This window comes from Amycolatopsis sp. NPDC005961 (assembly GCF_040629235.1).
Lineage (GTDB): Bacteria > Actinomycetota > Actinomycetes > Mycobacteriales > Pseudonocardiaceae > Amycolatopsis > Amycolatopsis camponoti.
This window is the reverse complement of sequence record NZ_JBEXVF010000050.1, coordinates 1-16791: the sequence shown is the minus strand read 5'-3', so window position 1 is coordinate 16791 and position 16791 is coordinate 1. Positions and strand designations below refer to the sequence as shown.

Here is a 16791-nt window from a genome sequence, read left to right as displayed (position 1 = left end):
AAAGTCTAGACCAATGCACGGGGGGTTCGCCGCTTTTGCCCCGATGATCGCAATCCGATGGTCGGGTCCCCTGGCGCACGAAAACGGGGCCGGTCCACAGTGGACCGGCCCCGTTCCGGGTACTGACTGGTACTTATGCGCGGCTGCGACGCCGGTTCACCAGCAGCATCAGCGCGCCGCCACCGAGCAGCAGGCCGCCGACGGTGAACGGAACCGCGGCGTCGACACCGGTGTTGGCGAGCTCGCCGCCCCCGCCGTTCGAGCCGGCCGGGGTGGTGCTCGGCGCGGTGGTCGGGACGCCGGCCTCGGTCCAGCTGGCGGGCGCGTTCGCGGTCACCTCGGTCTTCTCCGAGTCGGCGACGATCAGCGACTGCGCCGGCTTCTTCGCGTAGTTGTCGGCGACGAACAGGCGCCCGGTGTCCAGTTCGCCGGTGGCCTTGAGGGTGAAGGCGCCCTTGCCCGGCGTGGTGCCCGCCGGGACGTCGACGAACAGCTTGCTGCCGTCCTTGACGTCGGTGCCCTTCAGCTCCTTGCCGTCGGCGTCGGTGATCTTGACGCCCTCGGGCAGCTGGCTGGTCAGCGAGGTGACGTCCCCGCTGGTGGCGACGCTGTACGGGCCGATCTTGCCACCGGCCGTGCCCTCGGTCTTGTCCGCGGCGATGTTCAGCGTCGGCTTCGGCTGCTCGCCGATGCCCTTGTTCTGGTCACCGGTGAAGTACGCGTAGAGCGCGGCGACGTCGGCGTTGGCGTCGGCCGAGTTCTCCTCGGCCAGCGGCTTGGTGGCGTCCAGGTTCACGCCGTCGCTGAAGTGCCACACGGCGGCCTGCGTCGCGGCGATGGCCTCGCGCTCGGAGACGCCGTCGTGGACCTCGACGCCGGCCTTCTTCAGCGCCTTGCCCAGCGCGTCCAGGCCGGTGCCCGGGTAGCCGTTGTGCAGCACCCAGTTGATCTTCGCGCTGTTGGCCGTGAACGGCCCCTCGGCGGGGTACTTGTTCCAGGGGCGCTCGACCATGTCGACGTCGGTGCGCAGGCCGACGGTGATCTGCACGCAGTAGAGCTTCAGCGTGCTGCCGTTCGACAGCTTCATCTCGAACAGTTCGGCGATGTAGTCGCCGCCCTTGCCGAGGTTGAGGCGGTAGCCGACCGTGCCGGCGTGCTCGTCGACGCGGCCGCGCGCGGCGCCATCGTCGGCGAGAGCGGCCGGAGAACCGATCATGACCGCGGCGGCCGCGGCGAGAGCCGCGATCCCGCCACGCACAAGAGTGGACCTGACCTGCATAAATCTCCTATCCGAGCCCGAACCACGACGGGGTAACCGCACACCCCCGCAGGCGGCCACCGATTCGGGTGAGCGATCACCCGGTCAAGCGAGACGGGAGCTTACACGGACCCAACAAGCGCTACGCGAGGTGTCCCCATTAACTCGAAAGAGTTGGAGAATCGTGTAAATCGGTCAGTCAAAAAGTGCAATTGACGATTTATCGCGCGGTCACTTCGCCGACGGCCGGACGCAACCCGGAGGCCATCCGCCCGATGACGGCGGCGTACTCCGCCTTCAGCCGCGGCTTGTCCACATCGGACGCTTCGGCCAGCGCCATCCCGGCCGTGCCGAGCATGCCGAACACCAGGCGGGTCGTGGTCTCGAGCGGCTGGTCGTCGATGTCGCCGCCGTCCACCAGGGCCTTGATCAGCTGCTCGACGAGCCCGTACGCGTACTGCTCCTCGGCCGCCTGCCAGCGCAGCCAGCCGAGCGCGAGCGGCGCTTCCCGCCAGACGAGCTTGCCGTACCCGGGGTCGCAGCAGCGGTCGAGGAAGACGTCGAGCGCCGCGAAGGCCGCCGACCAGGGATCCGTCCCCCGCGCCGCCGCGGCCGCGGACAGCTCCATCGCCTCGGTCTCGAGTTGCGCGAAGACCGCCTCGAACAACGCCGTCTTGCTGGCGAAGTGGTGGTAGATCGCGCCGCGCGTGGCCTGGATGTCGCCGGCGATGTCTTCCAGCGACGTACCGGCGAAGCCGTGTTCGGCGAACCGGCGCGTGGCCGCCGCCAGCAGAGCGGCCCGGGTGGCCTCGGAGTACTGCTCCCGCCGGCTCTTGAGGGTCGACATGCGCAAAGCATAGGACATACACTGCGTATGTCACCGACACGGCGCATGTGGGGGTTGCCATGACCGACGTAGACGAACTGCTGTTCAACCCGTTCGAGCCCGGCTTCTTCGAAAACCCGTACGCGCAGTACAAGAAGCTGCGCGACGGTGACCCGGCGCAGGAGCACCCGCTGGGCTTCTGGTTCGTCTCGCGCTACGAAGACGTCTCGGCGCTGCTTCGCGCCGGGCTGTCCGTGGAGGTCACGAACCTGGCGGAGTCGCCGTTCGAGTACTTCGACGCCGACGAAGACGCCGGCGCGCTCAACCGGTCGATGCTCGATCGCGACCCGCCCGACCACACGCGGCTGCGCTCGCTGGTGACGAAGGTGTTCACCCGCCGCGCGATCGCGGCACTGGAGCCGAAGATCGTCGGTCTCGTCGACGCGGCGCTGGACCGCATGGCCGAGAAGGGCGAGTCGGACCTGGTCGAGGAGCTGGCGTTCCCGCTCCCGTTCGCGGTGATCTCCGAGATGCTGGGCATGCCCCCGACGGACCACTCCCGCGTCCGCGAGCTGAGCGGAACCCTGGTGCGCTCCCTGGAGATCGTCGCCGACGAGGAAACGGCCCGCGCGATCATGGCGGCGGACGCGGAGCTGACGGCGATCACACGCGAGGTGATCGAGTGGAAGCGTCGCAACCCAGCGGACGACTTGCTGACGGCCCTGATCGCGGCGGAACACGACGGCCAGGTCCTGGACGGCGACGAGCTGGTGGCCCAGGTGGTGTTGCTGTACGTGGCGGGCCACGAAACAACGGTCAACCTGATCGCGAACGGCGTCAACGCGCTGCTGCGGAACCCGTCGCAGCTGGCCCTGCTGCGAGACCGGCCGGACCTGGCGTCGAACGCGGTGGAGGAGTTCTTGAGGTACGACTCCCCGGTCCAGCAAACTCGCCGCGTGACGACGTCGCCGTACGCGGTGGCGGGTCGCGAGATCCCGGCGGGGACGTTCGTGTTGGCGTGCTTGGGGTCGGCGAACCGGGACGAGAGGTTCTTCGGCCCGGACGCTTCGGAGCTGCGACTGGACCGCCCGGAGGCGCGGCACCAGGTGTCGTTCGGAGCGGGTCCGCACCATTGCCTGGGCGCGGCGTTGGCCCGGTTGGAGGGCCAGGTGGCGGTGAGCCGTCTGGTGCAGCGGTTCCCGGGGCTGGGTTTCGCGGGCAAGCTGGAGTGGAACGGCCGCATCAACCTGCGCGGGCCGTCGAAGTTCCCGGTGACCGTGAAGGGCTGACCGGGAAGGCACCACTGGCCCCGACGGCCCAGGGTCGATCGGCGACTCCCCACTCGATACTTTTGGCCCCGTCCGAGTAACCGAGAACGCGAACGGCGACACTCAGCGACTGGCCAAGATTATGGCCAGCAAGATCACTGCGACCCCCGCGCCGATCACTGTCACGACGACAGACCGTGTCGTCAGGTAGAGAGTGCCGACGCCGAGCATGATGCTCTTGACCAAGTTCAAGGCATCCTTGGAACCACGGCCGCGTCCGGAAGACTTCGCCGACTTCGAGGTGTTGATGTCCTTGCTCATCGGCGACGTCCTTTCGTCCGACCGACAATGGGGTTAAAGTGCTCCGCTGGGTAACAAGATGGTGTTGTCCTCCGATCTAGGGCGGTACGCGAGGAGGAGGGTCAACTGGCAAAACGGTCCAACTCAAGGTACGTCCGCATGTCCGCAAGACCGAGTGCGCGAATCTGATCTTTCGCAACCGTCGGTCGTACTTCAGTGCACGGACATCGCCGACGGTTGCACCTCATTGCCGCCGCTTGCTGTGGCATTGCCGAACGAGCGACTCGAGCCGAACGGAGGATCTTGCCGGAGCCGCACAGCATCCACCGCCGCCCGCGGTCGGTGCCACCCATCGAGCAAGCGCTGCGGTGGCTTGCCACCAGGAGACACTCTCGAGCCCCGAAGCTGCTCGCGCACGCCATCGAAGACCCGAGGACTGCCTCTGCGGAAGTGCTGGAGCCGCTGATCACGCCAACGGCCGCTTTGGTCGGCGCAAGTCCCGAAGTGCGAGCCCTAGCCGTGTGGGGCCTGCTCGTGCACGAGATCGACAGAGTCGGGTCGTCGACCGAGTCACGCCGACGGAACGTGCTGTTGGCCGCATTCCGGCTTTCCCGCCCTCCGGCGATACCTGAACCATGGAAGTCAAGCCTTGACGATCGATTTAATCAACTCATGCAGTTGCCCGGGGTTTTCGGCAACCCCCGACCCAGCACTACCATGCCGATGCATCGAGCATGGAAGAATGCTGTCGCCGAAAAACTCGCACCAATGCTCCACAGTCGATTGTCCGACCTGGCACAAAATTCCACAGATTGGCATCAGTATATTGAGATCGCACGAGCAACAGAAGAACGCATTGGCAACGAGTTCAATTCTTCGATGCTCGGGTATCGGACTCCATCCAGAGGCGCACAACCAGTTTTTCTCAATTTATTCGTCACCACAGTCTTTATGAGACGAAAAGCCGTCTACCGTCGGATCACCGAACGTCTGATAACCGCGCAGGAGGACGGCGTGGACGGCTACACCGCGACCGCGCTGGCCGGATCGACCGGCTACCACGCCAGCGTGCCCGTCGCTGGCCTGTGGAACTGCCGCAGCGAGCCGGTGAAGGGCACCCCCGAAGGGGAGGCTCCTCTCACTAGGCTAAGGTTCCATCGCGCGCTCCAACGTGGCGAAAAACACTTCTTCTCATCCGAAGCCATCGATGAGGACACAACTAAAGATCGACGTTGGGTCAATGTCGAGGTTGATCACCACGGCATTGCCCCAGGAGTCCTGCTAGACGGCAGGATTCCTGCCAGTGGCCTGACCATACGGATCCGTTTCGACGATACCTGCCTACCCAAGATGTGCTGGTGGTACGCAGAGCAAACCGAACGCGAGCGGGGCGTGCAGCCGCAGGCTGACGATCCCCGGATCTTACCTGTTCTGGGCGGCGGCGTCGAACACACTTTTGCCGGGCAGTGTCAGCCGCGCGAAAACTACGGTATTTCCATCTTGTGGCCTTGATTCCCGCCACCGCATGGCAAGGGTGATTGAAAGGAGTGTTCCATGACGTTCCACTTCGGCGGCAACGGCGACGGCGGTAGCACGGGAAACTGAAATTCGTTTCCTCAGACCCCGGAACGAGATGGCTCGCTACCTCGCACAACCCCGGGAAGACCACTCTGACCGGCCAGTACTCTGCCCGAGTCGCAGAGCTCCGGATGACTCCATCCGCACTCGGAAGCGCTCACCACTGCCGATCAGTCTCGCAGAGGTGCCCTCGACGGGACTCGAACCCGCACTGAATCGATTTTAAGTCGACTGCCTCTGCCGATTGGGCTACGAGGGCGTTGCCCACTCTAGGCGATCGCGCCGGCGGACACGAGGAGGCCGGACCGTCCAGCGACGGCCCGGCCTCGTCTCGTACTACAGCCGGGTCAGTGCAGCGTCCACGACTGGTTCGCCGCGCCTGTGCAGGTCCAGATCTGCAGGGGCGTTCCGTCCGCTGAGCTCGGCCCCGTCGCGTCCAGGCACTTGCCTGACGCCGGGTTCACCAGCTGGCTGCCCGAGGCCGTCCACTGCTGGGCGCCCGTTCCGTTGCAGTCGTACAGCTGGACCTTGGAACCGTTCGCCGTGCCCGCCGCGTTCACGTCCAGGCACTTGCCCAACGCCCGCAACGTGCCCGAAGTGGCCGTCCACTGCTGCGCGCCAGTTCCGTTGCACGTGTACAGATCGACCGTCGTCCCGTTGGCGGTAGAAGCACCCGCCACGTCCACGCACTTGCCGCCGTAGCCCGTGATCGTTCCGCCCGAAGAAGGCGGCGGAGTCGTCGAGCCGCCCGTGATGGCGTTGAAGATGCGCGAGTACGCATAGCCCGTCGCGCGGTCGTAGTCCTGCAGCTCCCAGAATGACAGCTCCGCCACCCCGTTCGACGCCGCGAACGTCTCCAGCTGCTGCGCGTCCGACTGGCTGAACTGCGCTCCGTCGTCGTTGCGGCCCGCTATCGGGGTCAGGCCCATCATCGCGTACGCCGCCGAGGTCGAGATTCCGTACAGGCTCGACAGCTGGGACGCCGAGGCGCGCGCCGCCGAGAGGGCGTCGCTCAGGACTGGCTGGCCGTCGTAGAAGTCCATCACCATCAGGTTGACCACGCTGACCTTGACGCCCTTGTTCTTCGCGTCGCGCAGGAGATCCAGCTCGTTCGACGGGATGCCCGTCGGGTCGACCGCCAGCGTGTAGTCGACCTGGACCGCGCCGTTCTGCTGCTGCAGCGCCGCCAGCGCGGAGTTGCGGCGCTGGTTCGACGCCGTGTCGTTCAGGACGCCGCCTTCGATGTCGAAGTCCAGGCGGGGCGTGCCGTAGGTGTTGACGACGTTGGCGTACGCCGCGGTCAGGCTCGACGTGTTCGTGCACGTCTGGGCCAGCTCGCCGCCCTCCGCGCCGCCGAACGACGGGATGACGTTGCCGCCCGCCGACTGGAGTGCGGTGATCTGGGACTTGAACGAGCCGACGCCGGTGCCGTTCGCCTCCCAGACCGGCGTGCAGCCGGACTGCGGGGTCAGGAACGCCAGCGTGAAGAACTTCGTGCCGGTCGCGTTCATGTCCGCGGCCATCTGGCCGGCGTCACCGTCGCTGATCTGCAGGTACGGCGCCGCGTAGTGGGCGGGGAAGGCGGGCGTGGCCGCGGCGGCGGTGGACGGTGTCAGTGCGAGCGCGGCGACGACGGGCAGCGCCGCCACGAGTGCCGCTTTGGTACGGGAAAAGGGCATGGCAAAGCTCCAAGGGGGACCGTGGGGAGAGGAGCCGGAGCGGACTTATTCCGCGTTGTGAAGAAAGGGTTTACCCGCTCACCGGCCCAGTTGTCCAGACCATGTCGCTCACCGGCACACAGCCGGATTTTTCCCCGCAATAGCCCCAAAAAGCCCTTATCCGCCGCTTTTCCCGGACGACTCGTCGGCGCGGCGGTACTCCAGCCAGCGCTGCCCGACGAGATCCCAGACGCGCTGGTAGTCGTCGAACTTCGCGCGGATCACCTCGACGTCGAGCTGCTCCGGCGGCGTCGACGCGACGTAGAAGCCGAGGTCGTCGCGCAGCCGGTAGAACCGCGACTGCACCTCTTCCATCAGCACCCACAGCGACCGCCAGGCGAAGAACGGCTCCAGCGCGCTCACCACGGTGACGATCGCGACGAGCGCGAACGCCGTCCCGGTCCACCCGTCGAGGTTCTGCAGCCCGAGGATGATCGTCGACGTCGCCGACAGCGCCAGCGCCACCAGCCGGATCGACACCGCCCGGCGCCGGAAGCGGGACTTCCGGTTTCGCGCGTACTCGTTGGCCTTCTCGATCCGGGCCAGGACGTCCTGGGCGAGCTCGAGCGGCGACAGTCCCGGCGTCGGCGGGTCGGACTGGATCGGCGGTTTCACCGGCCGAGAATACCGGCCGGGCACGCAAAAGAGCCCCGGTCACCAGGACCGGGGCTCTCCGCGAAAGAACGTCAGGACTTCGAAACGCGCGCGAACTCGTCCTTCGGGTTGTTGATCTGCCCGAGCGAGATCACCTCACGCCGGAACAGCCCACCGAGGATCCAGTCGAACAGGATGCGGATCTTGCGGTTCCACGTCGGCATCGCCTTGAGGTGGTACGCGCGGTGGAACAGCCACGCCGGGAAGCCCTTGATCTTCAGGTTCAGCGCGTCGGCCACGCCCTTGTGCAGGCCGAGGCTCGCGACCGCGCCGAGGTTCTTGTGGAAGTAGTCCTTCGGCTTGCCGCCGCGGATCACCTTGATGATGTTCTTCGCCAGCAGCCTCGCCTGGCGAACCGCGTGCTGCGCGTTCGGCGGGCACGTGGCCGTCGGGTCCTCTTCGGTGCGCGAGAGGTCCGGGATCGCGGCGTTGTCGCCCGCGGTCCACACGTCCGGGTGACCGACGACCTGCATCGCGGCCGTCGCCTCGAGGCGACCGCGCTTGTCGAGCGGCAGGTCCGAGTTGGCCAGCACCGGGTTGGCCTTCACGCCGGCGGTCCAGATGAGCGTGTCGGTGTCGAACTCCGTGCCGTCCGAAAGCACGACGTGGCCGTTCTCGAACGACTTCGCCGCGGTCGACAGGTAGACCTCGATGCCGCGCTTCTCCAGCTGCTCGACCGTGTAGACGCCGAGCGTCTCGCGGACCTCGGGCAGGATGCGCCCGGCGGCCTCGACGAGCACCCAGCGGACGTCGGCCGGCTGGATGTTCGGGTAGTAGTTCTCGACCGCGAACCGGGTCATGTCCTCGAGCTCGGCCAGCGCTTCGATGCCGGCGAACCCGCCGCCGACGACGGTGAACGTCAGCAGGCGCTTGCGCAGCTCGGGGTCCAGCGTGCTGGCGGCCTCGTCGAGCTTGGTCATGATGTGGTTGCGCAGGTAGATGGCCTCGCCGATGGTCTTGAAGGCGATGCCCTGCTCGACCAGGCCCGGGATCGGCAGGATGCGCGCGACGGCGCCGAGCGCGACGACCAGGACGTCGTAGCCGAGCTGCTCGATGTGGCCGTCGGCGGCTTCGACCGTGACGGACTTCTTGTCGTTCTCGATCTTGGTGACGCGCGCGGTCAGCACGTGGCAGCGCTTGAGCACGCGGCGCAGCGGCACGACGACGTGCCGGGGCTCGATCGCGCCGGCCGCGGCCTCCGGGAGGAACGGCGCGTAGGTCATGTGGGGCTGCGGGTCAACGACGGTCACGGAGGCCTCGTTGGCCCGGAGCATCTTCTGGAGGCCGTACGCCGTGTAGAGCCCGACGTACCCACCACCGAGGACGAGGATCCGAGTCGGTTCCGACTTCGACTTCGCAGCAGCCATGTCCTCATGGTGACACCTTCCGGAGCGCCTCGCTCGGGGACCCCATCTCGCTGTGACCAGGGTCGCTGCGGTTTCCGTAACGATTCAGTTCGGCGCAGTCACCGAGGCCGCGGCCCGGAAGACGCCGGCCACCATGGCGTGGGTCACGAGCCGAGTCTGGACATTCCGCGGCGACACGTGATAACAGCCGAAAAGGCGCAGGTCGTCCAGTTCCACGACGGCCCCGTGCGCGAACGCCGGACGCGGCCGCGGCACCGGCCAACCGGCCTCGGCGAGCACGGGCAGTAACGCCTGCCACCCGAAGGCGCCGAGCACGACGATCGCCCGCAGTGTCGGACGTAACAGCACCAGTTCCTCGGCGAGCCACGGACGACACGTGTCGCGCTCGGCCGGCGTCGGCTTGTTCTCCGGCGGCGCGCAGCGCACGGGCGAGACGAGCCGGGTGCGGTACAGCTCGAGGCCGTCCCCGATCCGCTCGGACGTCGGCTGCGACGCGAGCCCCACCTCGTGCAGGACGCGGAAGAGGAAGTCACCCGAAGGGTCGCCGGTGAACATCCGGCCGGTGCGGTTGGCACCGTGCGCCGAGGGCGCGAGCCCGACGACGGCGATCGACGCGTCCGGCGGCCCGAAGCCCGGCACCGGCCGCGCCCAGTACTCCTCGCCGCGGAAGGCCGCTTTGGTGCCCGCGACGCCCTCGCGCCAGCTCACCAGCCGCGGGCAGGCGCGGCACCCGGCCACGGCGGCGTCCAGCTCGGCCAGGGACCTCATCGCAGCGTCGTCCGGGACAGCCGGTCGGCCCGCCGCGTCGTCTCGGGCAGCCGGTAGCGCGGGGTCAGCGCCAGGGTCAGCCGGCAGGCGTGGGCCAGGGCGATCCGGTGCCCGGCCGAGACGTACACCGGCTTGACGCCGTCCTGGGTCCGCAGCACCGCGCCGATCTCCTCGCCGGCGTCGACCAGCGGCTCCGCCGAGCCCCGGGACGGCCCCGGCTCGGCGTGCGAGCCGACGAACCGCGTCTTGCCGACGCCGAAGGCGGGCAGCCCGGTCAGCACGCCGAGGTGGCACGCGAGGCCGAAGCGCCGCGGGTGGGCGAGGCCGTGGCCGTCGCAGACCAGGACGTCCGGCTCGTGGTCCAGCCGCTCGAGCGCGGCCAGCAGCGGTGGCAGCTCGCGGAAGGCGAACAGGCCCGGTTCGTACGGGAAGACGGCCCGCGCGCGGTGCGTCCGCTGCTCGACCACGGTCAGCCCGGTGGTCTCGAGGGTGACGACGGCCGCGGCGATCCCGTCGGCGCCGTCGTAGGCGACGTCGAGACCGGTCACCGTGGGCGGCAGCTCCGGGAGGTCGTCGGCGAGGTCGACCCGGCCGCGCAGCCGTTCCTGCACGGCGAGCGCGTCCTCGGCCGTCTTCGGCCAGTCCCCGGTGTGCACCAAGTCACCCTGCCACAACTAGGTTGGGTCCATGGCGGACACGACCCCCGAAGAGGCCCCCGAGAAGAAGGCTGGATCTCCCTCGGAAGCGACGGAGATCCCGGCCGAGCCGACCGACGACATCGTCACGACCCAGCACACGATCACCGTGAAGCGCAAAAAGCTCGCGTACACGGCGAAGGCGGGCCGGATCGTCCTCCGCAAGGAGATCGTCAAGGACGGCAAGTCGGAGGGGCACAAGGCGAAGGCGGAGGTGTTCCTCACCTCCTACACCCTCGACGACGCCGACCCGGGTACGCGGCCGGTGACGTTCGCCTTCAACGGCGGCCCCGGCTCGTCGAGCATCTGGCTCCACATGGGCCTGCTGGGCCCGCGCCGGGTGCTCTCGGGTGACGTCGACGACCTCGTGCCGCCGCCCTACGGGCTGGCCGACAACCCCGAGACGCTGCTGGCGCACAGCGACCTCGTGTTCATCGACCCGGTGTCGACCGGCTACTCGCGCGCGTCCGACGGCGGCGAGACCAAGGACTTCCACGGCTTCAAGGGCGACATCGAGTCGGTCGGCGAGATCATCCGGCTGTGGGTGTCACGCCACCAGCGCTGGCTGTCGCCGAAGTTCCTGGCCGGCGAGTCGTACGGCACGCTGCGCGCCGCCGGGCTGGCCGCGCACCTGCAGGAGCGGCACGGGCTGTACCTCAACGGGCTGCTGCTGATCTCGTCGGTGCTCGACCTCGGCACGCTGCGGTTCACCGAGGGCAACGACCTGCCGTACTCGCTGTACGTGCCGACGTACGCGGCCATCGCGCACTACCACGGCCTGCACGGCGAGCGCCCGCTCGACGACGTCCTCGCCGACGCCGAGGACTTCGCGGCGAAGGAGCTGCCGTACGTGCTTTCGCGCGGCGCGCGGCTGTCCACCCAGGACCGGGCCGAGGCGGTCGCCACGCTGGCGTCGCTGACCGGGCTCAGCGAGTCCTATGTGGACCGGGTGAACCTGCGGATCGAGCACGTGCGGTTCTTCACCGAGCTGCTGCGCGACCGCGGCCTGACGGTCGGCCGGATGGACGGCCGCTTCACGACCTGGGAGCCCGACGGCGGCCGCGAGCACATGAGCGACGACCCGTCGATCTCTCGCGTGATCGGCGCGTACGCGGCGTCGTTCAACCACTACGTGCGGGCCGAGCTCGGGTACGAGAACGACCTGCCGTACGAGCTCATCCACGAGGACACGTTCAAGGCGTGGTCGTACTCGGACTTCGAGGGCCGCTCGGTGTCGGTGGTCGACTCGATGAGCGCGGCGATGCGCGCGAACCCGCACCTGCAGGTTCACGTGGCGTTCGGCCACTACGACGGCGCGACGGCCTACTTCGCGGCCGAGCACGTGCTGGCCCACCTGCAGATCCCCGAGGAGCTGCGCGACAACATCGACACGGCGTACTACCCGGCCGGGCACATGATGTACGTCCACGAGCCGACCCGGGTGCAGCAGGCGAAGGACCTCGCGAAGTTCGTCAAGAAGGCCTCGAACCGCTGACCGGCCGGCTGGTCTTCACCGGGCTTCCGGTGGAGACCAGTCGACGGCGGTCCCGCGCGGCAGCGGGTCGCCGTAGTGGCCGGGTGGCAGTGGCCGGCGGCCCCGGACGTACGCGACCAGCTCCGTGACCACGACCAGCGCGACGTACGCGACCAGCCACGGCCCGTACGCCGGCGGCAGCCGGTGCGTGACGACGTCCAGGAGCGGCGGGACCGCCGCGAAGGACGGTGACGCCGCGTGGAGGTTCTCCGCCAGCAGGCCGCGGTAGACCGCGAACGAAGCCTCGTCCTCGGCGAGCACCGGAGCCCGCAGGAAGCTGGTCAGGATCGCGCCGGCGCAGAGCGCGCTCATCCCGAGCAGCGTCAGCCAGCCGGCGGCGCGGGCCGCCGGGAGCAGGGAAACCGCGAGGGCCGCGCCGCCGCCGTAGGCCAGCACGGCGGACGCGGTGAACCAGCCGTCGAGAGGCTTCGCCGGCGGGCCGGGCCACGGGCTCGTGTGCTTCGCCAGCTCCCGCTGCCGGGACCTGACCGCCCGCCACATCGTCAGCTGGGCGACGAAGCACACAGCGTACGCGGGCAGGCTGGCGGTCGCGCCGAAGAGCTGGGCGTGGGCGATCCCGGCGACGAGCGCGAGGACCCCGAACAGCAGGAACCACGGCAGGACGCGGATCGTGCCGGCGTTGCGCGTGGCCAGCAGGGCGCCGATGTACGGGGTCGGCCGCGCCACGGGCCGGCCGCGGCTTGCCAGCCAGCGCAGGCTTGATTCGTGCTCGGTCATCCGGTCTCCCCGTAGTAGCCGCCGGCGGGCAATGCGGGCGCCCGGCGCCGCTGGACGAACCACGCGACGGCGTGCGTGGCCACCGCGAGCGCGACGTAACCGAGGAACCACGGGCTGCCCGGCAGATCCTCCAACACGAGGTCGGGGACCACCGGCACCGCGAAGACCGACGGCGGGGCGAGGAGCACGTCTTCCCTCCGCGTCACGGCGTCGACCGCCAGCGAGCCTTCGTCCTCGGCGAGGACGGGCCGCCGGAGCACGCCGGTCAGGATCACCCCGTCCACGACCGCGCCGAGCGCGAGCAAGCCGAGCCAGAACAGCGCCCAGACCGAACCCCGGGCCGCCAGCGCAACACCGAGGACGGCACCGCCGCCGAAGGTGATCAGGAGGGCGGTGAGGTACCAGCCGCTCACCACCTCCGGCCACGGCGGGGGCGGCCGGTCCAGGCGCCGGTCCCCCAGCTGCACCGCCGCCCGCCGGTCGCCGGCGCGGATGTGGAGCCACGTCCGCAGCAAAGCCCACGCGGCGATCAACGAGCAGACCCCGCCGTCCGGCAGGTCTCCGTGATCCACTCCGGGCAGGAGCCGCAGCATCTGGTAGCCGAAGATCCCGAAGCACGTCACCGCGCCCAGGAGGAAGACGACGGTGAAGGCCTCCGGCGCCGGCTTCCCGCCGCGGACGCTCAGCCGCGCGGTCAGCACCGTGGTCGGCTCGGCGACCCGGACGCCGCGGCGGCGGAGCCACTTGGCCGCCACCCGCTCTTCCGCCGACATCACGATCATCAGGCCGCACCCCTCCCCTGTCGCGCACTACACGCGCGAGGTGCCGAAAGGGTTTACCGGCCGTAGAAGCCCGGCGGCAGCCACCGGTACCGGCGGCGGACCAGCAGCCAGCCGGTCAGCTGCAGCCCCAGCACGACGACCAGGTAGGCGAGCGCGAACCACTCCAGCGGGCCGGGCTCCAGCCAGTCGACCACCGGCAGCGACGCCACGACCAGCACGTACGGCGCCGGCGACGCGAACCGGTACGCGTCCTCCGCGCGCAGCAGCCCGTCGACCAGGTGGGATGCCGCGTCCTCCGCGATGACCGGGGCGCGCAGCACCCGGCCCAATACCAATGCCGTCGCTCCCGCACCGGCCGCCAGCGCGAGCGTGTGCGCCGCGACCGCGATCGACGACTCGGTCGTGAACGCCGCCGCGCACAACGCCGCGCCGCCGACGAACGTGACGGCCGTCGAGGCCAGGTACCAGCCGCCGACGAGCTTCGCCGCCGTGCTCAAGGCCGGCGGCGACGTACCCGCCCACCACTCGGCCACCTGCTCGCGGCCTTGCGCCTGCCGCCAGCGAACCACCTGGTAAACCGCGTGGAGCACGATGGGGAAGGCGACCCTCCCCGGCAGCTCGAGCGACTCGAGCCACACCCAGCCGAACCACCCCAGCATCGGCAGCACGATCGCGTGGACGGGCAGCCCCCGGGTCCGACCGTCGCGCGCGCCGAGGCGCAGGGCCAGCACGCGGGTCGGCAGCCAGACCACCACCCCGCGCCGTCCCAGCCACATCCGCGCGACGGTCACCTCCGCGAGCGTCGGTTCGCCCGGCAACCTCGGGTCCACCGGCAACGCCGGCTCACGCACATCCACCCCGGAATCCCCCCTCGATCCCGGTGTACACGCGGAACGCCCCGGAAAGGTTGGCTTCCCGGGGCGTTCCCTGAAACTTTCTTTACTTCAGGTACTGCGACCCGTGGGTCACCGCCGCGTAGGCGTCGACGGCGCCGTGGCCGTAGAAGCCGTTGAACGACGGGTCACCCACGCACGTCGCCGTGAACTCCGGCCCGCGGCCTTCGTCCAGGTAGTCCACCGTGCGCGGCACCGGGCAGGCGATCTGGGACGCCGTGCCCTCGAGCACGCGCTGGACCTTGTCCGGGTCCAGGCCGAACTCGCCGTGGGTCTTCTTGCCGTACTGGGAAACGATCAGCGCCGACACGCCCGTCGCGTGCGGCGTCGCCATCGACGTGCCCTGGAGCCACTGGTAGTAGCCGACCCGGCCGTCGGCCGCCGTCGCCTTCTGCACGCCCAGCGCGACCCCTTCCGGCGTCACGTTGCCCGCCGCGTCGATGTTGCCCTCGGCGACACCCACGTTCTTCGGGTACGTCGACAGGATCTCGTTCTCGACCGTGCGGAACCACGGCGTGCCGAAACCGTCGCGGAAGTACCCGCCCGGCCCGGAAACCGAGATCTGCTCGGTGCCGTAGTTCGAGTAGTCCGCCTTCGCCTGCGACGGCCCGAACGCGCTGACGCCGATCGTGTGGTTGCCCTCGACCGGCAGGCTCAGGCAGGAGCTGTTGTCGACCTGACGCGGGTGCGTCGCGTTCGCCGGGTAGTCCGGGCTCGTGGTGTCCGGCTGCGGCGCGCCGAGGTCGGTGTGCTGGTTGCCCAGCGCGACGACCATGGTGACGCCCTTGCGGTGCGCGTAGTTCAGCGCCCGCTGGGTCGCCTCGATGATCGTGCGCTGCTCGGCCTGCTCCGCGGCCGAGTCGGCCGGGTTCGCCTGGCAGTTGTACAGCCACGGGTCGGTGTAGAACGACATGTTGACGACGTCGATGCCGGCGTCGCCGGCGTAGGTCAGCGCGTCGACGGTCGGCTGCAGGAAGAAGTAGCCCGAGTCCTGGCCGGCGCGGATGTTCACCAGCGTCACGTTCGGTGCGACACCGGAGACGCCGAAGCCGTTGGCCGCGGCGGCGATGGTGCCGGCGACGTGCGTGCCGTGGCCGCCGTCGTCGTGGTTGGCCGGGTCGACGCAGCCGCGGAACTCGCACGGCCCGTCGACCTCGACGCCGTTGACGTCGAACGGGATGTCCTTGGTGAAGTTGCGCGAGTCGGCCGCGTCGAAGTTCGGCGCGATGTCCGGGTGCGTGCCGTCGATGCCGGTGTCGATGACGCCGACCTTGACCTGCTTGCTGCCCGGCTGCTTGGTGCGCGAGAGGTCCGAGCGGACGGACTTGAGGCCCCAGAGCTGGTCGTCCAGCGGGTCCATCCCGACGGCCTTGTTCGCGGCCGCCTTCTTCGACGCCGTGCCGCGGCCTTCCTTCTCGGCGTTGTCGTTCTTGGCCTTCTTGCCGTTCTTCGGCAGCGAGCCGATGACCTGGGCCTTGGCCGCGCCGAACACGGCCCGGTTCGCCGAGACGCGCTCGGTGAACCCGGTGGCCGGTGCGCTGGCCTTGACGAGGCCGACGGCGGTGTTCGTCTCCAGCACGGTGCCACCCGCGGCCTTGATCGCCTGCTGGACGGCGCCGATGCTCTGCGTGTCCTTGGCGAGCACGGTGAATTCGGTGGCCGGGCCGGACAGCGCGGGCTGCGCCGACGCGACCGGGACCGCGACGGCCGAGATCGCCCCGAACAGCGGGACGGCCATGGCCGCGGCGAGAAGCCTGGGTCTCTTCACGATTCTCCTCCTCGGGAAAGCGGTTCCTGCACCGTATAGATCGGACATTGTGCTTACAACGGCCAAACGTACGTTACGGAACAACCGACTTCTGCTCCGCGAAGTGACAAGCTGACAAATGCCCGTCCGTCCTCGGCACCAGCTCCGGGACTTCGGTGGCGCACCGGTCCTGCGCCTTCCAGCAGCGCGTGCGGAACCGGCACCCGGACGGGGGATCCAGGGGACTCGGCACGTCCCCGGTCAGCCGGATCACCTGCCGCTGCCCGCGGACCGACGGGTCCGCCACCGGCACCGCGGACAGCAGCGCCTGGGTGTACGGGTGGGACGGTCGTTCGTAGATCTCCTCGTCCGTCCCGATCTCGACGATCTTGCCGAGGTACATCACCGCGACCCGGTTGGACAGGTGCCGCACCACCGAAAGGTCGTGCGCGATGAACACGTAGGACAACCCGAACTCGTCCTGGAGGTCGCCGAGCAGGTTCATCACCTGCGCCTGGATCGAGACGTCCAATGCGGACACCGGCTCGTCGCAGATGATCACCTTGGGCCGCAGGGCGAGCGCCCGCGCGATGCCGATGCGCTGGCGCTGGCCGCCGGAGAACTGGTGCGGGTAGCGGTTGAGGTGCTCGGGGTTGAGCCCGACG

Annotated in this window: 16 protein-coding genes and 1 tRNA gene; 3 read left to right on the top strand and 14 right to left on the bottom strand. The window is 69.1% G+C overall.

Annotation, left to right across the window (positions count from 1 at the left end):
• Positions 1-133: 133 nt before the first annotated feature.
• Together ABZ342_RS34060 and ABZ342_RS34055 are read right to left on the bottom strand one after the other, a co-directional pair.
• Positions 134-1279 carry a thioester domain-containing protein gene (locus ABZ342_RS34060; RefSeq protein ID WP_155540959.1) on the bottom strand — a complete coding sequence of 382 codons (1146 nt, stop codon included), beginning with the start codon at positions 1277-1279 and terminating at the stop codon, positions 134-136.
• Between the two features lie 199 nt (positions 1280-1478).
• Entirely contained in the window at positions 1479-2105 is a 627-nt protein-coding gene (locus ABZ342_RS34055) for a TetR family transcriptional regulator (RefSeq protein WP_360481898.1), read from the bottom strand.
• 59 nt (positions 2106-2164) lie between these two features.
• Between ABZ342_RS34055 and ABZ342_RS34050 the strand changes: the two genes are divergently transcribed.
• The gene (locus tag ABZ342_RS34050) at positions 2165-3373 is read left to right on the top strand and encodes a cytochrome P450 (protein WP_360481895.1); all 1209 of its coding nucleotides are present in this window, start codon (positions 2165-2167) and stop codon (positions 3371-3373) included.
• A 102-nt stretch (positions 3374-3475) separates the two neighbouring features.
• On the opposite strand, the gene ABZ342_RS34045 is transcribed toward ABZ342_RS34050, so the two are convergent.
• Positions 3476-3673 (bottom strand): hypothetical protein, encoded by a 198-nt coding sequence (locus ABZ342_RS34045; RefSeq protein WP_360481892.1) that lies wholly within the window; start codon positions 3671-3673, stop codon positions 3476-3478.
• A gap of 429 nt (positions 3674-4102) precedes the next feature.
• Between ABZ342_RS34045 and ABZ342_RS34040 the strand changes: the two genes are divergently transcribed.
• Positions 4103-5164: a hypothetical protein gene (locus ABZ342_RS34040; RefSeq protein WP_360481889.1), complete on the top strand. Its 1062-nt coding sequence runs from the start codon at positions 4103-4105 to the stop codon at positions 5162-5164.
• A 251-nt stretch (positions 5165-5415) separates the two neighbouring features.
• Here ABZ342_RS34040 and ABZ342_RS34035 read toward each other — a convergent pair.
• The 6 genes from ABZ342_RS34035 to ABZ342_RS34010 form a co-directional block, all read right to left on the bottom strand.
• Positions 5416-5489: transfer RNA gene (locus tag ABZ342_RS34035), tRNA-Leu, on the bottom strand.
• An 88-nt stretch (positions 5490-5577) separates the two neighbouring features.
• Positions 5578-6909 (bottom strand): ricin-type beta-trefoil lectin domain protein, encoded by a 1332-nt coding sequence (locus ABZ342_RS34030; RefSeq protein WP_360481886.1) that lies wholly within the window; start codon positions 6907-6909, stop codon positions 5578-5580.
• A gap of 156 nt (positions 6910-7065) precedes the next feature.
• Positions 7066-7563, bottom strand: a complete 498-nt coding sequence (locus ABZ342_RS34025) for a DUF4231 domain-containing protein (protein ID WP_155540952.1) — start codon at positions 7561-7563, stop codon at positions 7066-7068.
• Between the two features lie 71 nt (positions 7564-7634).
• The gene (locus ABZ342_RS34020) at positions 7635-8969 is read right to left on the bottom strand and encodes an NAD(P)/FAD-dependent oxidoreductase (protein ID WP_155540951.1); all 1335 of its coding nucleotides are present in this window, start codon (positions 8967-8969) and stop codon (positions 7635-7637) included.
• A gap of 84 nt (positions 8970-9053) precedes the next feature.
• Positions 9054-9737 (bottom strand): uracil-DNA glycosylase, encoded by a 684-nt coding sequence (locus tag ABZ342_RS34015; protein ID WP_360481880.1) that lies wholly within the window; start codon positions 9735-9737, stop codon positions 9054-9056.
• Complete coding sequence (locus ABZ342_RS34010; protein ID WP_360481877.1) at positions 9734-10393, bottom strand: endonuclease V; 660 nt, start codon at positions 10391-10393, stop codon at positions 9734-9736. The genes ABZ342_RS34015 and ABZ342_RS34010 overlap by 4 nt, the downstream gene beginning before the upstream one ends.
• Positions 10394-10424: 31 nt before the next feature.
• On the opposite strand from ABZ342_RS34010, the gene ABZ342_RS34005 reads away from it, so the two are divergent.
• A complete protein-coding gene (locus ABZ342_RS34005; protein ID WP_360481875.1) occupies positions 10425-11927 on the top strand; it encodes a peptidase S10 in 1503 nt (500 codons plus the stop codon).
• A 15-nt stretch (positions 11928-11942) separates the two neighbouring features.
• On the opposite strand, the gene ABZ342_RS34000 is transcribed toward ABZ342_RS34005, so the two are convergent.
• The 5 genes from ABZ342_RS34000 to ABZ342_RS33980 form a co-directional block, all read right to left on the bottom strand.
• Positions 11943-12704, bottom strand: coding sequence for a hypothetical protein (locus tag ABZ342_RS34000; RefSeq protein WP_360481872.1), 762 nt, complete (start codon positions 12702-12704; stop codon positions 11943-11945).
• On the bottom strand, positions 12701-13486 hold the full coding sequence (locus tag ABZ342_RS33995; RefSeq protein ID WP_360481869.1) for a hypothetical protein: 786 nt from the start codon (positions 13484-13486) through the stop codon (positions 12701-12703). The genes ABZ342_RS34000 and ABZ342_RS33995 overlap by 4 nt, the downstream gene beginning before the upstream one ends.
• A gap of 53 nt (positions 13487-13539) precedes the next feature.
• Positions 13540-14343 carry a hypothetical protein gene (locus ABZ342_RS33990; RefSeq protein ID WP_360481866.1) on the bottom strand — a complete coding sequence of 268 codons (804 nt, stop codon included), beginning with the start codon at positions 14341-14343 and terminating at the stop codon, positions 13540-13542.
• Between the two features lie 82 nt (positions 14344-14425).
• A complete protein-coding gene (locus ABZ342_RS33985; RefSeq protein WP_360481996.1) occupies positions 14426-16117 on the bottom strand; it encodes a S8 family serine peptidase in 1692 nt (563 codons plus the stop codon).
• 103 nt (positions 16118-16220) lie between these two features.
• Positions 16221-16791: ABC transporter ATP-binding protein (locus tag ABZ342_RS33980; RefSeq protein WP_360481863.1), on the bottom strand; the 571-nt coding region annotated here is incomplete at its 5' end.